The organism is Mesorhizobium sp. M0437 (genome assembly GCF_040321335.1).
Taxonomy (GTDB): domain Bacteria; phylum Pseudomonadota; class Alphaproteobacteria; order Rhizobiales; family Rhizobiaceae; genus Mesorhizobium.
Map to the genome: position 1 here is coordinate 1 of NZ_JAMYRK010000013.1, position 25,549 is coordinate 25,549.

General features: G+C 64.3%; 27 protein-coding genes and 1 pseudogene. 14 read left to right on the forward strand and 14 right to left on the reverse strand.

The window, feature by feature from the left end; translation table 11 throughout:
• Together NKI72_RS10755 and NKI72_RS10760 are read left to right on the forward strand one after the other, a co-directional pair.
• Positions 1 to 337 (forward strand): iron chelate uptake ABC transporter family permease subunit (locus NKI72_RS10755; RefSeq protein WP_352850140.1); only part of this gene is annotated, 337 nt, incomplete at its 5' end.
• A 10-nt stretch (positions 338 to 347) separates the two neighbouring features.
• A complete protein-coding gene (locus NKI72_RS10760) occupies positions 348 to 1,136 on the forward strand; it encodes a heme ABC transporter ATP-binding protein (protein WP_352830995.1) in 789 nt (262 codons plus the stop codon).
• A gap of 245 nt (positions 1,137 to 1,381) precedes the next feature.
• Here NKI72_RS10760 and rirA read toward each other — a convergent pair whose 3' ends face one another.
• Positions 1,382 to 1,843, reverse strand: a complete 462-nt coding sequence (rirA, locus tag NKI72_RS10765) for an iron-responsive transcriptional regulator RirA (protein WP_023676431.1) — start codon at positions 1,841 to 1,843, stop codon at positions 1,382 to 1,384.
• A gap of 191 nt (positions 1,844 to 2,034) precedes the next feature.
• Here rirA and NKI72_RS10770 point away from each other — a divergent pair, with 191 nt between their 5' ends.
• From NKI72_RS10770 to NKI72_RS10780, 3 genes are all read left to right on the forward strand, one after another.
• The gene (locus NKI72_RS10770; RefSeq protein ID WP_352850142.1) at positions 2,035 to 3,339 is read left to right on the forward strand and encodes a DUF445 domain-containing protein; all 1,305 of its coding nucleotides are present in this window, start codon (positions 2,035 to 2,037) and stop codon (positions 3,337 to 3,339) included.
• Positions 3,340 to 3,420: 81 nt separating this feature from the next.
• The gene (locus NKI72_RS10775) at positions 3,421 to 3,849 is read left to right on the forward strand and encodes a phasin family protein (protein WP_352830992.1); all 429 of its coding nucleotides are present in this window, start codon (positions 3,421 to 3,423) and stop codon (positions 3,847 to 3,849) included.
• A 137-nt stretch (positions 3,850 to 3,986) separates the two neighbouring features.
• Positions 3,987 to 4,484: a MaoC family dehydratase gene (locus NKI72_RS10780; RefSeq protein ID WP_023676428.1), complete on the forward strand. Its 498-nt coding sequence runs from the start codon at positions 3,987 to 3,989 to the stop codon at positions 4,482 to 4,484.
• Positions 4,485 to 4,514: 30 nt separating this feature from the next.
• Here the strand turns inward: NKI72_RS10780 and NKI72_RS10785 are convergent, their stop codons facing one another.
• The gene (locus NKI72_RS10785; RefSeq protein ID WP_352830990.1) at positions 4,515 to 5,918 is read right to left on the reverse strand and encodes an aminotransferase-like domain-containing protein; all 1,404 of its coding nucleotides are present in this window, start codon (positions 5,916 to 5,918) and stop codon (positions 4,515 to 4,517) included.
• 104 nt (positions 5,919 to 6,022) lie between these two features.
• On the opposite strand from NKI72_RS10785, the gene NKI72_RS10790 reads away from it, so the two are divergent.
• Positions 6,023 to 6,931: a DMT family transporter gene (locus NKI72_RS10790; RefSeq protein WP_352850144.1), complete on the forward strand. Its 909-nt coding sequence runs from the start codon at positions 6,023 to 6,025 to the stop codon at positions 6,929 to 6,931.
• A 42-nt stretch (positions 6,932 to 6,973) separates the two neighbouring features.
• On the opposite strand, the gene NKI72_RS10795 is transcribed toward NKI72_RS10790, so the two are convergent.
• Positions 6,974 to 8,422 carry an MFS transporter gene (locus tag NKI72_RS10795; RefSeq protein WP_502907740.1) on the reverse strand — a complete coding sequence of 483 codons (1,449 nt, stop codon included), beginning with the start codon at positions 8,420 to 8,422 and terminating at the stop codon, positions 6,974 to 6,976.
• A gap of 139 nt (positions 8,423 to 8,561) precedes the next feature.
• On the opposite strand from NKI72_RS10795, the gene NKI72_RS10800 reads away from it, so the two are divergent.
• Positions 8,562 to 9,455, forward strand: a complete 894-nt coding sequence (locus NKI72_RS10800; protein ID WP_352831274.1) for a LysR family transcriptional regulator — start codon at positions 8,562 to 8,564, stop codon at positions 9,453 to 9,455.
• Positions 9,456 to 9,474: 19 nt separating this feature from the next.
• Here NKI72_RS10800 and NKI72_RS10805 read toward each other — a convergent pair whose 3' ends face one another.
• Genes NKI72_RS10805 through NKI72_RS10815 form a run of 3 tightly spaced genes read right to left on the reverse strand, consistent with a single transcriptional unit; the run spans position 9,475 to position 11,906 of the window.
• Entirely contained in the window at positions 9,475 to 10,515 is a 1,041-nt protein-coding gene (locus NKI72_RS10805; protein ID WP_352830987.1) for a zinc-dependent alcohol dehydrogenase family protein, read from the reverse strand.
• A gap of 33 nt (positions 10,516 to 10,548) precedes the next feature.
• The gene (gene maiA, locus NKI72_RS10810) at positions 10,549 to 11,199 is read right to left on the reverse strand and encodes a maleylacetoacetate isomerase (RefSeq protein ID WP_352500892.1); all 651 of its coding nucleotides are present in this window, start codon (positions 11,197 to 11,199) and stop codon (positions 10,549 to 10,551) included.
• A complete protein-coding gene (locus tag NKI72_RS10815) occupies positions 11,196 to 11,906 on the reverse strand; it encodes a fumarylacetoacetate hydrolase family protein (protein WP_352614016.1) in 711 nt (236 codons plus the stop codon). Before NKI72_RS10815 ends, maiA begins: the two co-directional genes overlap by 4 nt.
• Positions 11,907 to 12,278: 372 nt before the next feature.
• Between NKI72_RS10815 and NKI72_RS10820 the strand changes: the two genes are divergently transcribed.
• Positions 12,279 to 13,301 carry an acyltransferase family protein gene (locus NKI72_RS10820; RefSeq protein WP_352850145.1) on the forward strand — a complete coding sequence of 341 codons (1,023 nt, stop codon included), beginning with the start codon at positions 12,279 to 12,281 and terminating at the stop codon, positions 13,299 to 13,301.
• Positions 13,302 to 13,320: 19 nt separating this feature from the next.
• Here the strand turns inward: NKI72_RS10820 and NKI72_RS10825 are convergent, their stop codons facing one another.
• Together NKI72_RS10825 and NKI72_RS10830 are read right to left on the reverse strand one after the other, a co-directional pair.
• Entirely contained in the window at positions 13,321 to 13,818 is a 498-nt protein-coding gene (locus tag NKI72_RS10825) for a GNAT family N-acetyltransferase (protein WP_352830983.1), read from the reverse strand.
• 19 nt (positions 13,819 to 13,837) lie between these two features.
• Positions 13,838 to 14,602, reverse strand: coding sequence for a copper homeostasis protein CutC (locus NKI72_RS10830; RefSeq protein WP_352830982.1), 765 nt, complete (start codon positions 14,600 to 14,602; stop codon positions 13,838 to 13,840).
• Between the two features lie 241 nt (positions 14,603 to 14,843).
• On the opposite strand from NKI72_RS10830, the gene NKI72_RS10835 reads away from it, so the two are divergent.
• Positions 14,844 to 15,299: a carboxymuconolactone decarboxylase family protein gene (locus NKI72_RS10835; protein WP_352830980.1), complete on the forward strand. Its 456-nt coding sequence runs from the start codon at positions 14,844 to 14,846 to the stop codon at positions 15,297 to 15,299.
• 27 nt (positions 15,300 to 15,326) lie between these two features.
• On the opposite strand, the gene NKI72_RS10840 is transcribed toward NKI72_RS10835, so the two are convergent.
• Positions 15,327 to 16,235 (reverse strand): LysR family transcriptional regulator, encoded by a 909-nt coding sequence (locus tag NKI72_RS10840; RefSeq protein ID WP_352830978.1) that lies wholly within the window; start codon positions 16,233 to 16,235, stop codon positions 15,327 to 15,329.
• A 128-nt stretch (positions 16,236 to 16,363) separates the two neighbouring features.
• Here NKI72_RS10840 and NKI72_RS10845 point away from each other — a divergent pair, with 128 nt between their 5' ends.
• The 4 genes from NKI72_RS10845 (at position 16,364) to NKI72_RS10860 (ending at position 19,038) form a co-directional block, all read left to right on the forward strand.
• The gene (locus tag NKI72_RS10845) at positions 16,364 to 16,867 is read left to right on the forward strand and encodes a nuclear transport factor 2 family protein (RefSeq protein ID WP_352490639.1); all 504 of its coding nucleotides are present in this window, start codon (positions 16,364 to 16,366) and stop codon (positions 16,865 to 16,867) included.
• Positions 16,868 to 16,926: 59 nt separating this feature from the next.
• Positions 16,927 to 17,910: an alpha/beta hydrolase gene (locus NKI72_RS10850; RefSeq protein WP_352830976.1), complete on the forward strand. Its 984-nt coding sequence runs from the start codon at positions 16,927 to 16,929 to the stop codon at positions 17,908 to 17,910.
• Positions 17,907 to 18,461, forward strand: a complete 555-nt coding sequence (locus NKI72_RS10855) for a nuclear transport factor 2 family protein (protein ID WP_352685043.1) — start codon at positions 17,907 to 17,909, stop codon at positions 18,459 to 18,461. The genes NKI72_RS10850 and NKI72_RS10855 overlap by 4 nt, the downstream gene beginning before the upstream one ends.
• Before the next feature lie 130 nt (positions 18,462 to 18,591).
• On the forward strand, positions 18,592 to 19,038 hold the full coding sequence (locus NKI72_RS10860) for a nuclear transport factor 2 family protein (protein ID WP_352539721.1): 447 nt from the start codon (positions 18,592 to 18,594) through the stop codon (positions 19,036 to 19,038).
• Between the two features lie 55 nt (positions 19,039 to 19,093).
• Here NKI72_RS10860 and NKI72_RS10865 read toward each other — a convergent pair whose 3' ends face one another.
• Together NKI72_RS10865 and NKI72_RS10870 are read right to left on the reverse strand one after the other, a co-directional pair.
• Positions 19,094 to 19,525: a cupin domain-containing protein gene (locus NKI72_RS10865; RefSeq protein WP_352539722.1), complete on the reverse strand. Its 432-nt coding sequence runs from the start codon at positions 19,523 to 19,525 to the stop codon at positions 19,094 to 19,096.
• A gap of 69 nt (positions 19,526 to 19,594) precedes the next feature.
• Positions 19,595 to 20,425 carry an AraC family transcriptional regulator gene (locus tag NKI72_RS10870; protein WP_352685039.1) on the reverse strand — a complete coding sequence of 277 codons (831 nt, stop codon included), beginning with the start codon at positions 20,423 to 20,425 and terminating at the stop codon, positions 19,595 to 19,597.
• An 84-nt stretch (positions 20,426 to 20,509) separates the two neighbouring features.
• Between NKI72_RS10870 and NKI72_RS10875 the strand changes: the two are divergent.
• Positions 20,510 to 21,699 (forward strand): annotated as a pseudogene (locus NKI72_RS10875) (amidohydrolase).
• On the opposite strand, the gene NKI72_RS10880 reads toward NKI72_RS10875, so the two are convergent.
• From NKI72_RS10880 to NKI72_RS10890, 3 genes are read right to left on the reverse strand one after another with little or no spacing between them, the layout of a single operon-like run.
• The gene (locus tag NKI72_RS10880; RefSeq protein ID WP_352830975.1) at positions 21,677 to 23,899 is read right to left on the reverse strand and encodes a xanthine dehydrogenase family protein molybdopterin-binding subunit; all 2,223 of its coding nucleotides are present in this window, start codon (positions 23,897 to 23,899) and stop codon (positions 21,677 to 21,679) included. The pseudogene NKI72_RS10875 and the gene NKI72_RS10880 overlap by 23 nt on opposite strands.
• Positions 23,896 to 24,885, reverse strand: coding sequence for an FAD binding domain-containing protein (locus tag NKI72_RS10885; RefSeq protein WP_352830973.1), 990 nt, complete (start codon positions 24,883 to 24,885; stop codon positions 23,896 to 23,898). The genes NKI72_RS10880 and NKI72_RS10885 overlap by 4 nt, the downstream gene beginning before the upstream one ends.
• On the reverse strand, positions 24,882 to 25,367 hold the full coding sequence (locus tag NKI72_RS10890; protein WP_352830971.1) for a (2Fe-2S)-binding protein: 486 nt from the start codon (positions 25,365 to 25,367) through the stop codon (positions 24,882 to 24,884). Before NKI72_RS10890 ends, NKI72_RS10885 begins: the two co-directional genes overlap by 4 nt.
• Between the last annotated feature and the right edge of the window lie 182 nt (positions 25,368 to 25,549).

Sequence of the window (25,549 nt, forward strand, 5' to 3'; positions counted from 1 at the left end):
CACGGCCGGCCATCTCGGCATTGCGGTGCAGCGGCTGAAATACACCGCGAGTGTCGGCGTCTCGGCAGCGGTCGGCGCGTCGGTCGCCGTCAGCGGCGGCATCGGTTTCGTCGGCATCGTCGTGCCGCATCTGCTGCGTCTGCTGATCGGCCCCGATAACCGTTACCTGCTGCCGGCATCGGCGCTGCTTGGTGCGGCGCTGCTGCTGTTGGCCGACGCCGTCGCCCGCACCATCGTCGCGCCGGCCGAATTGCCGATCGGCATCGTCACCGCGGTCGCCGGTGCGCCGTTCTTCCTGTGGATCCTGCTGCGCAAGCGCGGCGTCATCGACTTGTGAGAGTTTGCCTATGATCAAAGCGCGCGATGTCTCGGTGGCGATTGGCGGCAAGCGCATCGTCGCGAACGTCGATTTCGAGGCGCGGCCGGGCGAAGTCGCGGCCATTGTCGGCCCCAACGGTTCGGGCAAGACGACCTTCCTCAGAGCACTGTCCGGCGATCTTGGCTATTCGGGAGAGGCCACCGTCAACGGCCGCAATCTATCGGCGATGACGCCGGTCGAGGCGGCGACGGTGCGCGCGGTGCTGCCGCAGGCGACGACGCTGTCCTTTCCGTTCACCGTGCGCGAGATCGTCAGGCTGGGCCTGGTCGGCGGGCGCTCCGGCGCGCTGTCCGGCGAGGACCAGCGCCTGCCCGAACGGGCGCTGGCTCGCGTCGACCTCGACGGTTTCGCCGGCCGCTTCTACCAGGAGCTGTCCGGCGGCGAACAGCAGCGCGTGCAGCTTGCCCGCGTACTCTGCCAGGTCTGGGCGCCGGTGCTCGACGGCAAGCCGCGCTATCTGTTCCTCGACGAGCCGGTGTCCAGCCTCGATATCAAGCACCAGCTGATCATCATGGACATCGCCCGCGATTTCGCCAGACGCGGCGGCGGCGTGGTCGCCATCCTGCACGACCTCAATTTGACGGCGATGTATGCCGACCGGATTTTCGTCATGCATCGCGGCAGGCTTGCCGCTACAGGTTCGCCGCAACAGGTGCTCAGCGACGAGCTGATCGAAAAGGTCTTCGATTGCCGGCTGAAGGTCGGCGTGTTGCCGGCCAAAAACATGCCGTTCATATTGCCGCAGTCGGTCTGTTGATATCCAGGTGATGCCGGCCTGCAAATGGCGGTTTCCTGCGCTTCCGGCCTTCGCCGGCCGAAGCATTCATGAGAGGTGCGGCAGTTAAGGCTATGGCCGGCGCAGGCCGGTACTCACGTACCCAAACGTACGCTCGGTTCCGGTTCTCGGAACCCACCATTTTGGTCGCTTCGCGCCCGTCTTCGACTCCGGCTCGGCCTGACCTGAATCTCAACAGACCTCACCAATTGAGATGCGACCAAAAATCAGGCGGCCGGCGCCCTTTGCACCAGCATGTCGATGCCGAGCAGGTGCCGCACATTCGGGCGCGCCGCCACCAGATCGGCGATCGTGTAGCGCGACAGCACGGCGAAGAAGGCGTTGAGCGCTTCGCGCAATGCCGAATTCAGCGCGCAGCTGTCGACCAGCGGACATTCGGCGGCGTCGTTCTCGAAGCACTCGGCCATGGCAAAGCTTTCCTCCGTCACCCGCACGACATCGAACAGGCTGATTGATTCGGCCGCGCGGCCGAGCCTGACGCCGCCATTCCTGCCGCGCACCGTTTCGATCAGGCCGTTTTCGACCAGCGGCTGCAGGATCTTGAACAGGAAAAGTTCCGATACCGAATAGGCGGCGGCGATCTCGGGGATGCGGCTCAACCGCTCGGTGTTGGCGGCGCAATACATCAGAATGCGCATGGCGTAGTTGGTCTGACGGGTAAGCCGCATTGTGTCCTCACATAACAGTGGTTGGCGTCAATATGGCCTATAGTTTGGAACAATTCCAGACTGGCGCTGCATAATAGATGAATTCCGGCGTCAAGTTTGCGTGCACGATTGCGCGCACCGGAACCAGCGGCGCGCTTTCTAGGGCAGGCGGCACTAGATAAGTTCGCATACACGATCAGGAGCGGCCCATCATGTCACGACCAGCCCCGGCATTTGCATCCGTCGCGTCCGTCCGGTTCGACGCCGATGCCGACGCCAAGCTTTCGGCGCTCAGGCGCACCAAGTTCGTCGCCGCCGCAGCACTCGCGTTTTGCGTGCTGATCTTCGCGGTGGCGAAATCGCTCGAGAGCCGGCATGCATGGCTGGGCTTCGTCGCCGCTTTCGCCGCGGCGGCGACGATCGGCGGGCTGGCCGACTGGTATGCGGTGGTGGCGCTGTTTCGGCGGCCACTTGGCCTGCCGATCCCGCATACGGCCATCATCCCGGAAAACCAGAATCGCATCGCCGACAATCTCGGCCGCTTCATCGAGGTGAATTTCCTGGCGCCGGAACCGGTGCGCGAAAAGCTCGCCGAGGTCGACTTTTCGGCGCTGGTCGCGGACTGGCTGGCCGACCCGAACCGCGCCGCCGATTTATCGCGCTTCGTCGGCCGGCTGGTGCCGCAGACGCTGGCGGCGGTCGAGCAATCCGGACTGCGCGGCTTCGTCACCAGCCGTGTGCTGGAGCAGATCGAAAAGGTGCCGCTGGCGCCGCTCGCCGCCGAGCTGCTGTCGGCGCTGACTGACGATCGCCGCCACCAGAAACTGTTCGACGAGTTCACCAAGGTGGTCGGCCGCTTCCTGAGCGACGAGCAGGCGCTGGCGACGATACGCGAGAAGATCCGCGAGGAACTGCCGTCGCTGTTCAACCTGTTTCGCGCCGACGCCTATCTGTTGAAGAAGATCGTTGCGTCGGCCGGCTCGCTGCTCGATGAGGTGCGGGCCGATCCGCACCACCCGATGCGAGCCGAATTCGACCTTTTCGTCGAAACCTTCGTCGAGCGGCTGAGGACATCCAAACAATATGCCAGGCGCGCCGAAAAGCTGAAGCGCGATTTCCTTGCCCGGCCGGAGCTCAGCGCGCTGGCCGGCGATATGTGGGACAGCCTGCGGCTGTTCATCGAACAGGACGCCAAGGCGCCGAATTCGATGATCCGCGACCATCTCGCCACCATGTTCGTCGAGGTCGGCCGCCATCTTGCCGACGACGCGCAGATCAGGGCCGACATGAACCAGGGGTTCATCGTGGCGCTGGCCTCCTTCGTCGAAAGCCAGAAGAGCGGCGTGTCGAAGTTCATCGCCGACCAGGTCAAGCGCTGGGACCTCGCGCAACTGACAAGGCTTATCGAAATGAACATCGGCAAGGACCTGCAATATATCCGCTTCAACGGCATGATCATCGGTGGCCTTGCCGGCCTCGTGCTCTACACTGCCGAACGGCTGTTTCTTGTCGGCTGACTAGTCCGAATGGACCGCTGAGCTTCGCTGCACTATCTTCCGTGCAGTGGCGGCGTTCGCGGCAACAGGGAGAGAACCAGCATGGCAAAACGACCGGAGTCCGAGTCCTTCATCGACATGTTCGGCAAATTCGGCCGCGACCTGAAGCTGCCGAATGTCGATGTCGAGGCGATCCTCGCCCACCACGCCAGGAACCTGGAAGCGCTGGAGAAGTCGGCACGGGCGAGCGCCGCCGGAGCGTCGGCGCTGTTGTCAAGGCAACGCGAGATGCTGCAGGACACGCTGCGCGAAATCACCCACATGGCACAAAGCTACAGAGCACCCGGCAATCCGCAGGAAATGATGCAGAAGCAGGCGGCGTTCGCCAGGAAATCCTTCGAGACCGCGCTGAAGAATGCCGGCGAGATGGCCGAACTGGCAAGGGCGTCCGGCACCGAATCAATTGAAATCCTGCGCAGCCGCATCAAGGAGGCGATGGAGGAGATCCGCGCCGGCGACGACAAGAGGTAAGCTGTTCCCCGGCAGCACGCTTGCCGGCAGCGAAGACCGGCGTTCGCGGCCGAAGATTATGGGCTGGAATCGCACTGGCGAATTGACAGGGGCGGCCCGTCGTGGTCCGGAACAGGCAAGCGATCGGGAAAGCAGGAATGACGCAGATACGGCCGAGGACGCCGCCGACCTTCGAGCAACTCAGGGCGATGGCCGGGCAGGAGTTGGGCGTTTCGGACTGGACGCTGGTCGATCAGCACCGCATCGACCAGTTTGCCGAATGCACGGGCGATCATCAATGGATCCATGTCGATCCCGAGCGGGCGAAGCGGCAAAGCCCGTTCCGCACCACGATCGCGCATGGCTATCTGACTCTGTCGATCATCGGCGCGCTGGCGCTCGAGATGGGGATCGTACCTGAAAACACGCAGGCCGCGTTCAACTACGGTTTCGACAAAGTGCGCTTCGTGGCGCCGGTCAGGGTCGGCTCGCGAATCAGGCTGCGCACCACGCTGTTGTCGATGGAAGACAAAGGTCCGGGGCAATATCTGATGAAGGCCGCCAATACGGTCGAGATCGAAGGCGAGCAGAGGCCGGCGCTGACCGCCGAGACGCTCGTCATGCTTTATGCACGCCGCAAGCGGGCAGGGGCCTGAGAGTTCAGCCTCAGTTTTGCGGCAGCGCAATCAACGCGACATCGCCTGTTCAAGCGCCCTGAAAACCCGGTCGTCTCCCGATTGGGCGACGTTGAAGCGCATGTAACGGCTGGCCGAACGAGACAGGCTGAACGCATTGCCGGGCGCAAGCACGACATTGGCCGACAGAGCATGGCGGGCGACGTCCGCGGCATCTATCCCCTCCGGCAGCCTGCACCATAGAAACATGCCGGCGGGCTGATCTATCCATGGCACGATGCCGATCGCCCTGAGGCGGGTGCCGGTTTCTTCCATGGCGCGCGAGAGCCGCGCGCGCAGCAGATCGACGTGCTTGCGATAGAGGCCGTCCTTCAGCAGCGTCAGTACCAGTTCGGATGCAAGCCGACCGCTGCCAAACGACGTGGCGATCTTGAGATCGGTCAATCCTTCCATCCAGTCGCGAGGAGCGGCGATGAAGCCGCAGCGCACCGATGCCGACAGCGTCTTGGAAAAGCTTCCGATATGAATGACCCGGCTGAGGCCGTCGAAGGCAGCCAGCCTGGGCGCCGGTGTGTGTTCGAAATCGGCGAAGATATCGTCCTCGATGATCGTCAGCCCCGACTGGTCGGCGAGCTTCAGCAGCCGATGGGCAACGACCGGGGACAATATCGCGCCGGTCGGATTGTGGAGCGCCGAATTGGTGATGTAGAGGCGCGGCCGGTGCTCGTTCAGCGCTTGCGCGAACCGTTCGATGTCCGGACCCGAGCGCGTGTAGGGGACGCTGATCACCTTGGCCCGATGGGCGCGCAACAGGGCATGGAAGTTGAAGTAGCAGGGATCGTCGACCAACACCGTGTCACCCGGTTCGAGCAGGAACCGGCACAGCAGGTCGATCGCCTGAGTGCCCGATTCCGCCAGCATGATCTGGTCCGGGGAGGCTTCGATACCGTGCTCGGCCATGCGCCGCGCCAGCAGATGGCGTAGCGCCGGCAAGCCGAGCGGCGTGCCGTAATCGGTCAGCGCTGCGTCGTCCGCGCGGGCCATCGTCCGCAGCGCGCGACGCAATCCGGCCTCGGGCATCCATGACGCCGGCAACCAGCCGCAACCCGGTTTCAGGACGCCGTCGCCGGCTTCCAGCGATTGGCGCGAGACCCAGAGCGGGTCGACAGCACGGTCAAGCCTGGGGCCGATCTCGGCCAGCGACAACGGAGCCAGCGGTCCGGCGGCATAGAAGCCCGAGCCCGGCCGCGAGCGGATCATGCCTTCCGCCGCAAGACGCTCATAGGCTTCGACCACGGTGGATTTGGAAACCTGCATGGCCTTGGCGAACGCCCGGATCGAAGGCAGCCGCATTCCCGGTGTGAGGCTGCGCGCGGCGATCCTGTGCCTGATCGTCGCCATGACGCTTTCGACAAGCGTCCGGCTGCCCTCATCTGTTGTCGTCTGCTCATCCATCCGTACTGCTCGCCCTACCATGACGGTTTTGTCAAACTGTACCTGATTGTCTCTGGCGGAGCCAGACGCCCGGCCCGATAGAGGGCGAAATCAGCGGGGCATCGATGGACAAGGTGGCGAGTAGTTGGGCGGCGAGTGGTTGGGCGGCGAGTGGTTGGGCGGCGAGTGGCTGGGTCAACGGGTTCATAGGCGTGCTGATCTTCAGCGGTTCGCTTCCGGCGACGCGCGTGGCGGTGATGGATTTCGATCCGGTGTTCGTAACGGTCGCCCGTGCGGCTTCGGCGGGCATCCTCGGCCTGGCGCTGCTGCTCGTTTTTCGCCAGAAGCGTCCGGAGCGGCGAGATCTGTTCCCGCTGGCGATCGTGGCGCTTGGCGTCGTGGTCGGCTTTCCCCTGCTGACGGCGCTGGCGCTCAAGCACATCACGTCGGCTCACTCCATCATTTTCGTCGGCCTGTTGCCGTTGGCGACCGCGATCTTCGGCGTGGTTCGAGGCGGCGATCGCCCGAAGCCGGCGTTCTGGCTGTTCTCGTGCCTCGGTAGCGCCCTTGTCGCCGGTTTTGCAGTCACGCAAGGCCTGTCGGTCTCGCCGCTCGGCGATATCTTGATGCTGGCCGCCATCATCGTGTGTGGATTGGGCTATGCCGAAGGAGCGGCGCTGTCGCGCAAACTCGGCGGTTGGCAGGTGATTTCGTGGGCGCTGGTGCTGTCGCTGCCCCTCATGCTGGCGCTGACGTTCATCACTTTGCCGCCGTCGCTCGAAAGTGCCGGCAGGGGCGCCTGGATTGGTCTGGCCTATGTTTCGCTGTTCAGCATGCTGATTGGTTTCGTGTTCTGGTATCGCGGCCTGGCGCAAGGCGGCATCGCCGCCGTCGGGCAGTTGCAACTGCTGCAGCCCTTCTTCGGCCTTGGGCTGGCAGCAGCGCTGCTGCATGAGCAGGTCAGTCCCGCCATGATCGTCGTCACCGCCGCCGTCGTGCTTTGCGTCGTCGGTGCCAAGAGATATGCGAGATAGATGCGCCGGCTGCCGGAGTTGCATGCGAACCGGGTGGAATCCTCAAGGATGCTTGGCAACGATATCAGTTCGCCCGGCAGTGGCGCGGGCTGAAAATACCGCAAGGATCAGCGCCATCAGCACCAGGCCCGTCGCCACCTGGAAAGTGACCTGCATCCCTCGTGCCGCTGCCGCAGGTGCCAACACTGCCAAGCCAGTGCCTTCCCCAGCCGATGCGAAGGCGAACACCGCGCCCATCACCGACGCACCGGTGATCAGGCCGAGATTGCGCGACAGATTGAGCAGGCCGGAGACGACGCCACGCTGGTCGGATGCGACGCCCGTCATCACGGCCGAATTGTTGGAGGTCTGAAACAGGCTGTAGCCGGTGCAGACGATGATGATTGGCAAGACATAGCCGGCAATACCGAATTCCGCCCGCGACAGAGCAAAGGTGCCAATAGCGAGATCGAACAGGCCGACGATCATCATCCGGTTCGCCCCGAAACGATCGACCAGGCGTCCGGCCGGCAGCGCCGCCAATGCGGTAATCAGAGGGCCGGTCGACAGAACCAGCCCGACCATGGCCGCGTCTAGCCCAAGCGCGCGCGACAGATAGAATGGTGCGACCACCAGCGTCGCCATCATCACCGTGGCGACGATCAGGTTCATGGCGAGGCTTGCGTTCAACGCCTGGTCGCGGAACCTCGCAGGTTGAATCAAAGGGTTCTGGACCCTTGTCTGCGCAATGACAAACAGCAGGCCAGCCACGGTTGCGGCAATCAGCAAGCCGACATTGAGAGAACCAAAACTGCCACGCCCAAGGGTCATGGCGAGCGCATAGGCGGCTAGCGTCAGCGCGAGCAAAGCCGTGCCGATCCCGTCGAAACCGCGCCGACCTGGCGTCTTTTTTCCGGCCGGCAGGAAGCGCCAGGCAAGCGCAAAGGCCAGCATCCCCAATGGCAGATTGATGAGGAAGATCGCGCGCCAGCCGAGGCCGGCGATCAACTGTCCGCCAAGGGAGGGGCCAAGCGTGGTGCCGATCGCCGACATGGCGCCGAGCAGGCCCATGGCGCTGCCGGTTTTATCCCGGGGAACCGTGTCGGCGACAAAGGCCAGCGTCAGAGCCATCATAATGGCCGCGCCGAGCCCCTGTGCCGCCCGAGCGGCAATCAGCAGCCAGAGCGTCGGCGCGAGCCCGCAAAGCACCGATGCGAACGTGAACAGGGCAATGCCGCCGAGCAACAGCGGTCGGCGGCCGAATAAGTCGGCGAGCCGCCCGACGCTGACGATCAAGGTAGTAATGGCGAGCAGATAGGCCAGGACGACCCATTGCACGAGCTGGAACGATGCGCCGAATGCCTGCATCAGCGATGGCAGCCCGACGCTGGCGATGCTGGTGGCGAGCGACGACAGCAGCGTTGAAAGCGACAGGCTTGCCAATGCCCATCGGGTCGAGCGTGCGCTCACCGGGGCAACTTCGTCCCAGGTCTTTTCAGCGGTCGATGCCAAGGTGAACTCCTTTGCCGGCAGCCCCCAATCGGAGCTGTCGGACGCTATTCCCTCGCATGATGTGGCGTAAGGCGCAGTATTTGCATCTTATTCGTGCATGAAACGCCACATCGCGGCCGAGCTGTGCTACGGTCCTTCCATGTCGTCACCCGATCTCAATCTGCTTGTCGCCCTCGATGTGCTGCTGAGCGAGGGCAGTGTGGCGCGCGCGGCCGGGCGGCTGCGCCTCAGTCCCTCGGCGATGAGCCGGACGTTGGCGCGGTTGCGCCAGGCGACAGGCGACCCATTGTTGGTCCGGGCCGGCCGTGGCCTGGTTGCGACGCCGCGCGCGCTCGAATTGCAGCAACAGGTAGGCCGCGTCGTTCAGGATGCGGAAGCGCTGCTGCGCCCGGCCAAGCTCCTCGACCTCCCTGCTCTCGACAAGGTCTTCACGCTGCGCGCCAACGAAAGTTTCGTCGAGGAGTTCGCACCGCGTCTTCTGACCCGTGTCGAAGCGGATGCACCTGGCGTGCGGCTGCGTTTTGCGCCGAAATCCGACAAGAACGACATGTCGTTGCGTGACGCGGCGGTTGACCTCGAAATCGGGGTTGCCAGTGAAACGAACCCTGAAATGCGCATTCAGGCGCTGTTTCGCGACCGCTTCATCGGTGCGGTGCGAACGGGTCACAGCCTGGGCGAGGGCCCAATGACGCCGGAACGCTATGCGGCCGGCCGCCACATCAGCGTTTCGCGGCGTGGCCGCGAAAAGGGCCCGATGGACGAGGCCTTGAAACTGCTCGGTCTCCAGCGGACGATCGTGTGCATGGTTTCCAGCTTCTCGGCCACGCTCGCCATGGCGCGCGCCTCCGATCTGATCGCCAGCGTCCCCGAACGGCACACGCTGGGCGCGCGCACGGGCATGTACAGCTTCCCGTTGCCGGTCGATATCGAGGAGGTTACCATTTCGATGCTGTGGCATCCGCGACTTGATGCCGATCCGGCACAACGCTGGCTGCGAGCCTGCGTGCGGGAGGTCTGCGCGTCGTTTCGCTGATCCAAACTCAGGGCGTGATCTAGAATCTGGTCACCACGCCGATGCCTATGCCTTCGAAGCCGCCCATCGCCATCAATGCGGCCGGCGCCTCTTCGAGGCTGATCTTCTTGCCGACCAGCAGTTCGGGTTTCAGCTTGCCGGTACGGATCATCTCCATCATCGCCTGGTAGCGAAACGCCTGCATGCCGTGGCTGCCGCGGATTTCGAGCTCGAATGCGATCACCTTGTCCATCGGTATCTGCGGCCTGGCATGGTCGCCGAGCATCAGGCCGACCTGCACGTGGCGGCCGCGACGGCGCAGGTTCGCGATCGAGTTGAAAGAGGTTGTGGGGTGGCCGAGCGCGTCCATCGACATATGCGCGCCGCCATTGGTGATCTGCTTGACCGCCTTGACCACGTTCGGCGTCTTTGCCGCGTTGATCGTCGCCACCGCGCCGATCTTTTTGGCAAAGTCCAGCTTCTCGTCCGTGAGGTCGATGGCGACGACATTGGCGCCCATGGCGCTGGCGATCATGATCGCCGACAGGCCGACGCCGCCGCAGCCATGCACGGCAACCCATTCGCCGGGCGTCACCCGGCCCTGATCGACGATGGCGCGGAACGAGGTGACGAAGCGGCAGCCGAGGCTAGCGGCGGTGGCGAATTCCATCTCGTCGGGGAAGCGTACGAGATTGGTGTCGGCATGGTCGATGGCGACATATTCGGCGAACGAACCCCAGGCGCTGAAGCCGGGCTGGAACTGATGTTCGCAGACCTGGTGGTTGCCCGACGTGCATTCGAAGCAGCGGCCGCAGCCGACGGCAAACGGCACAGTGACGCGCTCGCCGCCCTTCCAGCGGGTCACCTGGTTGCCCACCGCGGCCACGACGCCGGCAAGCTCGTGGCCAGGCACATGCGGCAGGCGGATACCGTCGTCGTGCCCCATCCAGCCATGCCAGTCGCTGCGGCAGAGGCCGGTGGCCTCAACCTTGATGACGACGCCTTCCGGCGCCGGCGTCGGATCCGGCACGGTCTGGATCGTCGGCGCCTCGCCGAATTTTTCGAAGACGACGGCTTTCATCGGCTGTTCCTCATGACTTCTGCGATTTGCGGTCTATTCGGCATCGATCTGGTTCTCAGGCGCGGCCTTCTGGAACGCCGGCAGCGCCGTGCAGGCGGCATTGATGCGCGAGATCGTCGGGTAGGGCGTCATGTCGACGCCGAAGCGGGCATTGCTGGTGACCTGTGCGACCAGGCAGATGTCGGCCAGCCCCGGCGTGTCGCCATGGCAGAATGTCTTGGTCTCGGGCGAGGAAGCCAGAATCTTTTCAAGCGGCTGGAAGCCTTCGTTGACCCAGTGCCGGAACCAGTTGACGACATCCTGGTCGCCGGCGCCGAACAGTGTGCGCAGCGAGGTCAGCACGCGCAGATTGTTCACCGGATGGATGTCGCAGGCGATCATCTGCGCCAGCATCCTGACGCGGGCGCGGCCAGGCGCATCCGTGGGCAGCAGCGGTGGCTCAGGCGTGGTCTCGTCGAGATATTCGATGATCGCCAGCGATTGCGTCAGTAGCCTGCCGTCGTCTAGGACCAGTGCCGGCACCAGCCCTTGCGGATTGACCGCGAGGTAGGCGGGTTCGAGATGCTCGCCGTGGCGCAAATGATGCGGCACGTAGTCGTAGGACAGGCCCTTCATCTCCAGCGCGATCCGCACCCGGTAAGAGGTCGAGGAGCGGTAGTAGTTATGGAGGACGATGTCGCTCATCGGATCGGTTGGCCGATGGTCAGTTCGATTTCGCCGATGCCGTCGACGCCACCGGTGATCTTTTCGCCCGGCCCGACGGCGCCGACGCCAGCCGGTGTTCCGGTGAAGATCAGGTCGCCGGGCTTAAGCTCTAGCGCCTCGCTGCAAATCGAGACGATGTCGGGAACCGGCCAGATCAGTTCGGCGAGGTCGCCGTCCTGCCTGATCTCGCCGTCGACCGCGAGCCAGATGCGGCCCTTGTCGGGATGACCGGATTTTTGCGCCGGAACCAGCGGGCCGCAGGGCGCTGAACGGTCGAAGGCTTTCGACCAGTCCCACGGCCTTGCCGCCTTTTTTGCCTCGTCCTGAAGGTCGCGGCGAGTCAGGTCGACGCCGACGCCGTAGCCCCAGACATGGTCCAGCGCGCGCTCGCGCCGGATGCGGAAGCCGGCTCCGCCGATCGCGACGACCAGCTCGATTTCGTGATGCAGGTTTTGGGTCAGCGGCGGGTAGGGGATAATCGTGCCCGAACCGACCGCCGCATCGACCACTGCGTCGCCTGGCTTGGTGAAGAAGAAGGGTGGGTCGCGCTCGTCATTGCCGAGCTCGCGGGCATGAGCGGCGTAGTTGCGGCCGACGCAGAAGATCCGGCGCACCGCAAAACGCTCCGGCGAGCCGGCCACGGCCACCGACGAGGTTGCGGGCAGGGGAAGGACGAAGCCGGTCATGCACTGTCTCTGTTCAGTGGATCTGTCCGCGGCACATTCGGCCGATTTGGGCAAACGGGCAAGGCATTGGATGGCGGAAGAGCAGGCCTGCCGCACGGTGCCGCGGAAATCGCCGGTACATTTTGCTCTGCCGGCCAAGATGGAGATGTACCATTTGCCGTTAGGCTGGCCATGGCGCGCAGCGCCTGCCGCCAACGCCTGAGACTGTCGACCGTTGGTTTCGAGTAACGGACGTGAGAGCCCCTTTTCGGTCCGTCCTGTACTTCGGGCGTGTCGTTATCTCGCACTTGCACAAAGCTCTGGTGCGCTGCAATATAGCTGGAGGAATGCGGCCTTCCGCCCGCCTTTCGCAGGTTCAATGAAGGGACCGGCATGACGGACATCTCCGCGACGCGTCTTGTCGTGTCCAGGCCTGTGGCCGATAGCTCGGCAAGAACCAGGCTTGCCTATCTCGACGGCTGGCGCGGCCTGTCGATCGCGCTGGTGCTGATCGGCCATTTCTTCCCCGTTCCCGGCATCAATCTCGGCGTCCTGGGCGTCGAATTCTTCTTCGTGCTCAGCGGCCGGCTGATGGCCGAGATCCTGTTTGTCGAATACTATCCGCTGAAGAAATTCTTCAAGCGCCGGTTCTCCCGCATCTACCCGGCACTGCTGATTTTTGTCGTCGCCGCGATGGTTGCCTTGTCCGGCACATTCATCGCCTTCAAGTGGAAGGCGGCGCTGACGGCGCTGACGTTCACCTACAACTATGCCGGAATTCTCGTCACCCGCGCCGGCGCGCTCGACCATATCTGGTCGCTCTGCGTCGAAGAGCACGCCTATATCATCCTGGCGCTGATCAGCGTCGTCGTCTCGGGGCGATTCCGGGTCATCATGTTGCTCGGCGTATTGTCGGTGCTGGCCATGGCAAACGGCGCCATCTCCTACTGGGTGCTCGCAATAGCCTACGAGGGCACCTATTGGCGCACCGACGTGCACATCGCCTCGATCCTGCTGTCGGCGGTGATATGCCTGCTCAAGGCCGACGACAGGCTGCCGGCGCTGTTCAAGGGGCCACATGTCGCCCTGGCGGCCTCAGTAGTGGCTGTGCTCCTTTTCATGGCTGCCGTGCCAACCCCCATCCACTATCTGGTCGCGGTGCCGCTGCTGGCACTCGCCGTCAATTCGCTCGACTTCGGCAGCCGGTATCTGACCGGGTTTCTATCGTCCCTGCCGATGACGATGCTGGGGCTGTGGTCGTATTCGCTCTATCTTTGGCAGCAGCCCTTTTATCAATTCGTCGACATAAAAGGCAGTTCGCCGTGGTTGATGCTTGCGGCGGCGTTCGCTTGCGCGCTGTGCAGCTACTACATCATCGAAAAGCCGGCCCGCTCCTGGCTGAACCGCAATTGGTAGGGCGTACGGCGCCCGCCGTTCAGCCGGCGATCCGTCTTGCATAATACCGCACGGGTTTCCTGCCGCCGTGGATTACCGCGTCGCCCACTTCCGCAAAGCCGAGTGCGGCATGGAAGGCGTCCGAAGCCGGATTGGGTGGCTCGGCATTGACTTCGCAGGTGACGATCGCCTGGCCCGCGCGTGACGCCTGCTCGAACAGATCCTCATACAGCCGGCGGGCATGGCCGCGCCCGCGCGCTGCGGCGGCGACCACGACGCGATCGACATAGACGAACCGCGGGTAACGCTGGCGAAACCACAGGAAGTTCGGGCTGTCGTAGCTGGCGTCCTGGTCGAAGGTCATGATGAAGGCTTCGAGCGTACCGATGCGGCGCGTGTAAAACGCTTCGGCGAGCAGGAAGGACAGGCGCTCGGGTTCGAGCCACGACAATTCGGCGGCATGCTCGTTGTTGAGCGCGAGGATTGCGGACTCATCACGCGGCGAAACCCGTTCGATCGGCAAACGCACTTCGATCATGTTGTTCGATCTTCCAGGATCACAGCCGGGCGGCTGCGATGGTCGCCGCCACCAGCGCCTCGTCGGTCACGGTGTTGCGGTATTCGCGGTCGAGGTCGGTGCCGCCCATGCCGACCCTTGGGTTGCGGTAACGCATAGCGCTCTGCACGTCCTTGAGCGCGGCGAAGTGCATTTCGCTCAACCCGGTTTTCCCCCGCACCTTGCCGATGTTCTCGGGATCAAGCCCGCCGCAGCCGAGGATGATGATGCGGTCGCCGGCCTGCCTGACAAGATCGGCGAGCAGGTCCGCGCCCTCGAGCGCCGTGTCGCGCTGGCCGCTGGTCAGCACGCGGCCGACCTTGCAGCGGATCAGCGTCTCCAGCGCCTCTGTCGGGTTGCGGGTCATGTCGAAGGCGCGGTGGCAGGTGACGTTCAAGTTTCCCGCCGCCTTAACCAATTCGCTCATGCGCTGTTCGTCGATGGTGCCGTCGGCAGTGAGGCAACCGACGACGACACCGGCGACGCCGAGCTCGGCAAGCGCGCCGACATCGGCGAGCATCGAACGATATTCGGCTTCGCCATAGAGAAAATCGCCGCCGCGCGGCCGCACGATGACGTGGAAGGGGATCGTCGCCAGCTCGAGCGCCGTGCGCACCGTGCCGAAGCTCGGTGTGATGCCGCCCTCGATCAGGCTGGCACAGAGCTCAACACGGTCGGCGCCGGCGGCTTGCGCGGCCAGCAGGCCGTCTATGCCTTCGACGCAGATCTCGATCAGCGGCAGGCGAGGGCGTTCGGTCTCGATCATAGGCGATCCGTCGATGATTTCAGCTGCCCAGCGGTAGCATCGGGCATGGTGCGATGAAAGCCGGAACTGTTGGCTCAACACGCGACAGGGCGGCCGGCGGTGCTCCAATTTTGCCGCTTGACACATCCATAACCGTTCAGCTATATGTCGATTCATAGCCAGCGAGTTATTGATTGATTAACAGCACAGCCGACCGAAAGCTAAATGTGCGGCCGGCAGAAACACGCCTAAGGAGACCACCATGCAAGCACGGTTGAGAAACCCGGTGATGCTCATTCCCGGCGCCTTGCAGGCACTGCTCGCGCTGGACAAGTCGACGGAGACGGCCGACCTGTCCTATGTGACGCGCAAGCTCGTCCATTTACGCGCCAGCCAGATCAACGGATGCAGCCTCTGCGTCGATATGCATGCGCGCGAATTGAAGAAGGCCGGCGAGAAGGACGAGCGCATCTTTGCCGTGTCCGCATGGCGGGAGACACCCTACTTCACCGACGCCGAACGCGCCGCGCTGGCACTGACCGAGGCGGCAACCCGGTTGGCCGATCGGCCGGATCCGGTGCCGGATGCAGTCTGGGACAAGGCCGCCCGGCACTATGACGAAAAGGCGCTTGCCGCCCTGGTCGTCCAGATTGCCCTGATCAACGCATTCAACCGGCTCAACGCAACCACCAGGCAGATGGTCGGCGCCTGGGGCTGAACGGGGCCGGGTTCTCGAAAAGCCACTTCAGATCCGCAGCTTGTACGAATTCGCGCGGACGAAGTCGATGAAGGCCCGCAGCTTCGGCGGTACCAGGCGGCGGCTCGGATAATAGAGGTGGAGCGGCTCGTAAGCGGGACAGAAAGGCTCCAGCACCTTGACCAGCGCGCCTGAGGCGAGAAGCGGCGCGGCGAGGCCCTCGACGGCGAAGGCGAGGCCCAGCCCTTGCGCGGCGGCGGTAATGCACAGCGGAAGTGTGTTCACGACCAGACATGCGTCCGGCGTGAATGCGACTTCGCGTCCATCCACGGTGAACTCCCAGGGCGAAATCGCGCGCGTGCGGGTGAGGGCGAATGCGATGCAGCGATGGGCGGCGAGGTCGGCCGGCCGCTTCGGTGTGCCTTTGCGCGCCAGATAATCGGGGCTGCCCACCACGACCATCTGCAGGGGCCCGCCCAGGCGCGCGCCGATCATATCTCTCTCGAGAAGCTCGCCGATGCGCAGGCCGGCATCGAAGCCCTCGGCGGCGATGTCGACGAAGCTGTCGTCGAAAATCAGACTAAGCCGCACTTCGGGATAAGCATCCATGAACGGCCGCATCAGTGGCTCTATCAGCAGCGGCGCGGCGATCCAGGGCAGGCTGAGGCGCAGCGTGCCGGCGGGACGATCGCGAGCTTCGCGCAGTGCCGCGCCAGCCGCCCAGATATCTTCGGCTGCCGGGCGCACGTGGTCGAGGTATTCAGCGCCAGCTTCGGTCAAGCCAACGCTGCGGGTCGTCCGGTTGAGCAGCCGCACCCCCAGGCGCTCCTCGAGCCCCTTGATCGCCTCGCTTAACGAGGCCGGAGCGACGCCGAGCTCGGCGGCGGCGCGGGTGAAGCTTTTGGCCTCGGCGACTTTGACGAAGGCGACGATGCCGCTGAACTGGTCGAGGCGCATTGTAAGGATTTTCCAAATAGCCCTGTCGAATTCTACCGGTTTTTCCGGCGAACGAAAGGCGTCATGTTGGGTCTGACGAACGGGCCTCGGTGTTGGGAACGGCTCGAACAGGCAAGGAGACAGGACCGATGACCAGGCTTGCTTTACTCGCCGCCGGCACTCTTCTGGCGGTGTCTGCCGCCCCGGCGCACAGCGGGCCACTGGAAGACCGCAATATCCAGCTCATCAAAGGCTATTACGCAGCTTACGCGACCGGTAATCCCGAGGCCGTGCGGCCCTTCCTCGCGCCCAACATCGTGTGGCGCATTCCCGGCCATCATCCGCTCGCCGGCGACAAGCGCGGGCCGGACGAGGTGGTCGCCTTCTTCCGCGGCCTGGCCGACGGCAAGTTCAAGGCCGAGCCGATCTTCTTCCAGGCGCAGGGCGACCTCGTTGTCGACGTCCATCGCGGCTGGTCGAATGTCGGCTCAGGTCCCGAGATCGACCAGTTCTACGCGCTGATGTTCCGCATCAAGGACGGCAAGATCGCCGAGGCACAGAATTTTTTGACCGACATGTACCAGTCGGACGCTTTCTACTGGGCGCATTACCCGCTGAAGCCGCTGCCCGGCCGACTGGCCGGCCAGCGCTGAGACGGCGGTCTTTCTCGCAACGCGCCGCGCTTCTCGCTCCAAGCCAAAGGAGACTTGCGATGCTTAAAACCCTGACCCTTGCCGTAGCAACCACCGCCGCGCTCGCCGCCTCCAATGCCGTCGCCGCACCGCGCGTCGAGCGCGTCACATTCTCTTCGCATGGTGAGCAGCTTGTCGGCGAGCTCTATCTGCCGGAGGATCTGGACGAGGCAAAACCTCGGCCGGCGCTGGTCGTGACCGGCGCCTGGATGACGGTGAAGGAACAGATGCCGGCCCGCTACGCCCGCGAGATGGCCGATCGTGGCTTCGTCGCCTTGACCTTCGATTTTCGTGGGTGGGGCGAAAGCGGCGGCCTACGCCGCCAGTACGAGGATCCTAGGGCCAAGATCGCCGACATCGAAGCGGCGGTCGCCTATCTCTCGCGCCGGCCCGAAGCCGATCAGGACCGCATCGGCGGGCTCGGCATTTGCGCCAGCTCCGGCTATATGGTCACCGCCGCCGCCGAAAACGCCGCGATCAAATCGGTCGCCCTCGTTGCGCCCTGGTTGCAGGATGCCGAAGTGGTCGAGCAGGCCTATGGCGGCCGGCATGGCGTCGTCAGGCTTGAGGCCGTGGGCGATGCGGCCGAGGCTGAGTATCGCCGCACCGGCAAGCAAGCGTTCTTGCCGGCCGCGAGCCTGACCGACGAGCGCGCGGTCATGTTCAAGGTGCCCTATTACACCGAGCCCGATCGCGGCATGATCCCGGCCTGGCGCAACGAGGCCGATCCGGCGTTCTGGCGCGGCTGGCTGACGTTCGACGCCATCCAGGCTGCTCCGCGCCTGCACCAGCCTTTTTTGATGGTGCACAGCGAGGCGGCTGCCATTCCGCAGGGGGCGCACAAATTCTACACGCGGCTGACCAGTTCCAAGCGGGAGCTGTGGCTCGACAACGTCACCCAGTTCGATTTCTACGATCGTGCCGCGCCGGTGAAGGCCGCAAGCGATACCGTCGCCGCGCACTTCCGCGCGACGCTGGGCAGTGCGGGGGAGGCGGGACAATGAGCCTCGTCACGCGCCGGCATGTCCTGGCCTCGGCGGTTTCCGCTGCGATGATTTCCGCCGTCTCGGCGCCCGCCTCGAGCGCTCCGGGAGATGCGCTGACGGTCAAAGACAGGATCGCAATCGCCGAGGCGATTGCCGGGATCGGCCTCTATGCCGATCTGCGTGAATGGAACCGGGTCAGATCCTATCTCGCGGCCCGTGTCACGACCGACTACACCAGCCTCTTCGGCGGCGAGGTCACGACTAGCGGCCGCGACGCGTTGATCGCGCAGTGGCAAGGGCTGCTGCCGGGCTTCGACGCCACCCAGCACCTCATAACCAACATCACCGTCGAGGGCGCGGGCAATGACGCGGTCGCACGCAGCCATGTCCGCGCAACCCACTGGATCGGCGGGCGGTTCTGGACGGTCGGTGGCAGCTACCTCCACCGGCTGGTGCGGACGCCGGAAGGTTGGCGCGTCAAGGCAATCTCCATCCGCCGCTTGTACGAAGAGGGGGATCGCGCCGTTCTGGCCGCTGCGGCCGACCGGGTAAAGGCGAAGGCCAAATGAGTGTTCGGGTTTGCGCAGGCCCAATCGCGCGGCGAGGTTGCTCGGAGCATCGGCAACGTGAATATTGATCGAAATGTCGGGGCAGGCTTGGCGCATGCGGCATTAGTGCCGCCAACCGCGGAGACAGGACATGACCCTTTCATTGCAGGAGGTTTCCGATAGGCTTGAGATCGAACAGCTGCTTGTTCGCTATTGCTATGCGGTGGACGATCGCGACTGGGAAGCCTATCGCAAAATATTCACACCCGATGCCTTGCTTGACGACACTGTAACAGGTGGAATCAGGAGCGGTGTGGATGAGCATGTTGCTTACATGAAAGGCGCCCTTTCCAAGATATTGATCTCGCAGCACGCCATTTCGACAATCCTTCTGGATCTCCGAGGGGACGAGGCCAGCGCGCGCGTGCATTGTTCATGCCCGATGGTGGTAGACCTCGGCGAAGGCAAAAGGCAGGTCTTCTTCCAGGGGCTTTGGTATCGAGACCGCGTCGTACGCACGTCCGAGGGCTGGCGCATAAGTGAACTGGTCGAGGAAGGCTATTGGAATCACAATTTGCCGGAGGGGTTCGCGTTCTGACGTCTGTTACGCGCTGTGCTGGATCCGCCCCGGACGCCGTTCTCAGACCTGGCAGCTACTGGCGCAACACGGTGTTCTTGGTGCCTTCTTCGACCTGGTCGATGACCAGCAGCTTGACCGGGTCGGCGCCGACATTGGTCGCCTGATGCCATTGCCCGATCATCTCGATGATGAAATCACCTGTTTGATAGGTGTTGCTCTTGCCGGTCTCGACATTGGTGACCTGAAGCGTGCCGGCCTCGACATAGGCATAGCGCGGAAACGGATGCTTGTGGACCGGCAAGGTCGCGCCCGGCGCGATCTGATAGGCCGAGACCAGGACCTGGACGTTGTTCTGCGGCAGCGTGATCGGCTGGCCGGACGCGGTCTCGGTGCGAGAGGCAAGCGGGGTCACGACAACCGGCGTCCCGCCGGCATCCAGCGCCTGGGCGTTGTTTGCAAACAGTGCAGCCGCGAGCAGCAGCGTCGGCGCCAAGATTTTTCGCATGATTCCCCCAGGCTGCGTCAGCATCGCGCAGCACGCATTGGTGCGCAAGCTTGTCTGTTGGGGAGCGCCTTATCCCGCTCTTCTGAACATGCCTGGCGTCATGCCATGCATAGCCCGGAATGTACGGGACAGATGGCTCTGGTCCGCGAAACCTGCTGCGATAGCGGCGTCGGCGAGGCCAGATCCCTGTTCGATCAGCGCGCTCGCCCGGCGCAATCGCCGGTCCCGGATATAGGCCGCCGGCGTCAGGCCGATCGCCTTGTTGAAGTCGCGGATGACCTGGAACCGGGTCACGCCTGCCACGCCGGCAAGCCGCTTGAGGTCGAGCTGCGAACCAAGTTCGCTTTCGATAAGGTCGCGACAGAGCGAAAACCTCCGCTGCGATCCTGAGCTTTCGATCTCTTCGGCCTGTCCGCTCGAGCCGCCATGCCGAACGATCAGCCGTCGCAGCGCCACGAGCAGGGACGTCTCGGCCGTCATTGTTTCCGGGGATGTCGAGCCCTGGTGTGCTGCCATCAATGCCGCGGCGAGACTGCTGTCTTCGATCGTCGCGCGCGAAAACATTGGAGCGCCGTCCCGGCCGAGTTCGCGGGCAAGCGCGGTCATCAGCGGCACCGAAGGATAAAACGTCCGGTAGGCCCAGCCTTCGTCCGCGCCGCGTTCGCCGTCATGCCACTCCTCGGGATTGACGACGGCAATGGTGCCTGCCGGAGCGAGAACGCTTTTGCGGCCGATGCGAATGCGCTCGCAGCCAGAGGTGATCAGGGCGATCACATAGGTCGGGTGCGTGTGCAAGTCATAGCGATGCCGGGTGAAGCGCGCCTCGAACAGGCCAAGGTCGGGGAAGCACGGATGGCGCCAGTATTTCCCGGTCTCTGCCGCTTCGTTTGTCCTTGCCATGGTCAATCCGGTTCAAGACGCCTCTCGCCGGGCCTTCTATGGCTGGCAAACCAAGCCGCTTTTTGTCGGCGGAAAGGAGGCACCATGTTGCATAATGACCCCGTCGCCGCGCTGACACCAGAGGTTATAGGCTGGCGGCACCATCTCCATGCCAATCCGGAGCTCGCATTCAATGAATACGAAACGGCCCGTTTCGTTGCAGAGAAACTGCGCTCTTTCGGCGTCGACGAGGTGCATGAGGGGATCGGCGGCACCGGCGTCGTCGGTGTCCTGCGCAGCGGTGGCGGCGCACGCGCCATCGGCCTTCGCGCCGAGCTCGACGCGCTTCCGGTGCTGGAGAAAACCGGCTTGGCCTATGCCTCCAGGAAAGAAGGAGTAATGCACGCCTGCGGCCATGACGGCCACACCGCGATGCTGCTCGGCGCCGCCAAATTGCTTAGCGAGTCGCGCGCCTCGTCACTTTCATCTTCCAGCCAGCCGAGGAAAACGAGGGAGGCAGCATGCGCATGATCGAGGACGGCCTGTTCAAGCGCTTTCCGGTCAAGGCGGTCTATGCGGTCCACAACTGGCCGGGCTTCAGGTTGGGGACGATCGCCGCCCGCGCTGGTGCGCAAATGGCGGCCGTCGATAATTTCGAACTGACCTTCGAGGGTCTTGGCGCGCATGCCGCGATGCCGCAGCTCGGCGACGACCCGATCCTGGCCGCCGGCGCCTTCGTGCAAGCCGTCCAGCGCATCGTCAGCCGCTCGGTCGACCCGCAGAGCGCGCTTGTCGTCAGCATTACGCAGATCCATGGCGGCAATGTCGGCAACATCGTGCCGGGCAAGGTCTGGCTGCAAGGCACCTGCCGCTTCTTCGAGCACGGCCTTTCCGACCATTGCGAGAGGCTGATCGGCGAGATCGCACAAGGTATTGCCGCCGCGCATTCGCTCAAGGCCAGGCTCGACTACAGGAAGGGCTATCCGCCGCTGATCAATACGGCCGATGCGACGGCCCGCGCCGTCGTGGCCGCCGCCTCCGTCGTCGGCCGGGAGAATGTCTTGACCGAGTTCAGCCCCAGTCTCGGCTGCGAGGATTTCGCTTTCATGATCCGCGACGCCGGCGGCTGTTATGCGTGGATCGGTGCCGGCGAGGTCGGCCCGGGCGAAGGCCTGCACGGCGACCGCTACGTTTTCAACGACGAAATCGTGCCGACGGTGATGCGCTATTACGTCAACCTCGTCGAGCAGACGCTTCCGCGGGCCGATCCTTCTACAGCAGTTTTTCCGGCGTGATCGGCAACCCCCGGATCCGCTTGCCTGTGGCGTCGAAGACGGCGTTGGCAACAGCAGCGGCAACGCCGGTGGCGCCGAGTTCGCCGATGCCTTTGCCGCCGATCGGGCTGGCATGCTCGTCCACCTCATCGACGAAGTGGATTATGATGTCGCCGGGAATGTCGGCGTTGACCGGAATGGCGACCCCGGAAAGGTTCTTCGACAGGAACCGCCCTAGCACCGGTTCGTGCCTGCTCTGCTCCATTGCCGCCATGCCCCAGCCCCAGATGATGCCGCCCGTCATCTGGCTGCGTGCGGTGCGGGGATTGACGATGCGGCCGGCGCTGTAGCTGCCGACGGCGCGACGGAGCCTGAGCAGGCCGAGCCCCGGATCGACGCCGACCTCCATGAAAATCGCGCCGAAAGTGCGCATGGCGAGGCCTTTGCCATGCTGCGCCGGATCGAACGAGCCGGAGCCGACGATCTCGCCGATGTCGGTATGGCTCATCACATCGGCGATCGTCTGACCGCCGGCAGCGCCCCTGCGGCGAATCTTGCCGTCCTGCATCTCCACCTCGTCTGGCAGCAGATTGGCAAGACGGGCAAGCTGCGAACGCGCATCTTCGGCGGCGGCAAGCACCGCCGCGCCCACCCCCATGGTCGATGACGAACCATAGGTCGGTCCCGCCTCCGGCAGCTGCGTATCGCCCATTTCCAACTCGATCTTCTCCATCGGCAGGCCCAGCACGTCGGCTGCGATCTGCGGAAAGATGGTGAGTGTTCCGGTCCCTATGTCCTGCGTGCCGGTGCGGATGAGCACCGTGCCGTCCCTGTGCAGCCTGACCTCGGCTGCAGGCGTCGGGTGGCGGAAACAACCCATGGTACAGGTCGCCATGCCGTAGCCGATCAGCCAATCGCCGTCGCGTTGCGGCTTGCGCGGGCGCTCGCGCCAGCCGAACAGGCGGGCGCCTTCCTCATAGGCCTCGCGCAGCTTCTTCGATGACCAGGGCTGGCCGGTGGCCGGATCCGTGTCCGCATGGTTGATCAGACGCAGGTCGAGCGGATCGACGCCCAGGCGGTGGGCGAGCTCGTCCATCGCGCTTTCGAGGGCCCAGGTGCCTGGACCCTCGACCGGCGCGCGCAGCGCCGTCGGCATGGCGACGTTCGCGCGCTCGACGCGCTGGCTGAGACGCATCGCCGGCGTGGCGTAGAGACCCTTCGAGGCTTCGGTGGCGAACTCGACGAAATCGTCGCTCACGGTGGTCAGGTTGATCACGTCCTGTTGCACGGCGGTCAGCTTGCCCGAGCTGTCCGCCGCCAGCACGATCTTCTGCGCCATGCGCGGCTGATAGCCGAGACAGGAATAGGCGTTGGCGCGGCTTAGCGCCAGCCTGACCGGGCGCTGCATGATGCGCGCGGCGGCGGCGGCCAGCACCTGATGCGGCCAGATCCAGCCCTTGCCGCCGAAGCCGCCGCCGGTATGGCGGGAAATCACGCGGACCTTCTCGGCCGGGACATTCATGCGGGCGGCAAGCACCTGGCGGACACCGTAGACGTGCTGCGTGGCATCGTGCAGCGTCAGCTCTCCGTCATTCCACTCAGCGAGCGTCGCCGAGGGCTCCATCGCGTTGTGATGACGCGACGGCTGCAAATAGACGGCTTCGACCGTGGCGGCGGCGTCAGCAAGCCCGCGGTCGACCTCGCCCTTCGTAAACGTCGGCTCCAGGAACAGGAAGCCGCTCTCCCTCGGCGAGACAGCAGCCTTGTCGATGGCGGTCCACTCCGGCGGTGCCGGCAACTCCGGCTCGGCGAACTCGTAGCGCAACGCGACGCGGCGAGCGCCGGCTTCCGCCGCCTCCAGCGTCTCGCCCAGCACAATGGCAAGCGGCTGGCCCTCGTGACGTATCTCGTTGCCCTGCATGGGCATGAAGCTCTGCGCGGCCGGCGGGCCTTCGGCTTGCTGCATCTGCGTATCCGGCTCGGCCCTTGGCGATGCGAACCGGCCGAATTTTGGCATGTCCTCATGCGTGAGCACACGCACGACGCCCTTCTCGGCGAGCGCGTCGTCGACCATGATCGACGTCACGCGGCCGGCCGGAACGGGCGCGGTCACGAGTACCGCATAGAGCAGGTCGGGGGCGAAATAGTCGGCCGCATAGCGGGCGCGGCCGGTCACCTTGGCGCCGCCGTCAGGGCGGGCAACAGGCTGGCTGATCATCATGACGGCATCCTCGCTGCTCTTTCGATCGCCCGCAAAGCGGCGGTCTTGGCCAGTTCGATCTTGTAGGCGTTCTGCGACAAGGGACGCGCTTCGGCGAAGGATTGCTCGATAGCGGTGCTCAACGCCTCGCGATCGCCGATTTCGGCGCCGGCGAGCTGCTCCTCGGCGGCGCTCAGCCGCCACGGCCGCAGCGCGACGGACCCCAGCGCCAGGGCAGCCCGACGAATGGTTTGGCCGTCCATCTCCAGTACAGCGGCGGCGGAGACGATGGCGTATTCGTAGGATTCGCGCTCGCGCACCTTGAGGTAGGCAGATCGCGGCGCCGGCGCCGGCAGCTCGATTGCCGTAATCAGTTCGCCTTGCTGCAACACATTGTCCGCCTCGGGCCGCGTGTCGGGAAGCAGGTGGAATTCCGTTGCCGGAATGCGCCGGCCGCCGCTGCGGTGCGCGGTGACGATGACCGCATCAAGTGCTGCCAGCGCCACCGCCGGGTCGGATGGCTGGGTGGCGACGCAATCCTCGGTCCAGCCGAAGATTGCGTGATTGTCGTTGATGCCATGCAATGCCGAGCAGCCGGAGCCGAGCTCACGTTTATTGCATGGCAGCTGCTCTTCGGCACGGAAATAGGCGCAGCGCGTCTTCTGCAGCAGATTGCCGCCTATCGTTGCGAGATTTCTCAGTTGCGGCGACGCCGCGTTGAGGATCGCCTGGCTCAATACGGGATAATCGCGCATCACCAGCGGATGCTGCGCGACATCGTTGAGATGCGTCAGCGCGCCGATCGTCAAGCCGCCGCCGGGCAGTGCCTCGATCTGATCCAGCCCATCGAGGCGGGAGATATCGATGATCCGCGCCGGCCCGGCAATTCCAAGGCGCAGCCAATTGAGCAATTCGGTGCCGCCGGCGAGAAAGGCGCTGTCCGGCGCGGCACCGGCCGCGATCGTGTCGCCCAGGCTGTCGGCGCGCGCGTAGACGAATGGGGTCATTGGCTCACCCTCCCGGCCGCCGCGCGCACCGCCTCGGCGATTTGCGGATAGGCGGAGCAGCGGCACAGATTGCCGCTCATCCATTCGCGGATCTCGGCATCGGAGCCGGTATGTCCCTCCTCGATCAGCGCCGCCGCCGACATCACCTGGCCGGGCGTGCAGAATCCGCACTGGAAACCATCATGATCGATGAACGCCTGCTGCACGGGATGAAGCGCGTCGCCGTCTGCCAGCCCTTCGATCGTCGTGACCTCGCGTCCCTCGCAGGACACGGCAAGTATCATGCAGGCATTCACACGCCGTTCGTCGAGATGCACGGTGCAGGCGCCGCACTCGCCGAAATTGCATCCCTTTTTCGTTCCGGTCAGATGAAGCCGCTCGCGCAGCAGGTCGAGCAGCGTGACGCGGGGATCGAGATCGGAAAGGCTGTGGTCCTCTCCGTTCACCCGCAACCGCAATAGGTGCCGATCGTGGAAGTCCATTGGGGGTTACCTCGAAGCACATGCCGTACTCGTCGCAGGGACTCGTCCAGCAAGCAGCCACCCACCTGTCGAGGCGAAAATAGGGCGGTCGATTCCGGTGAAAAGGCGCCGCCGGTCAGGGAAGGCTAAAAAAGCGCATTTGAGATTTGCGGCGGAAAGGCCCTGAATGCCGCCGCAAAAAG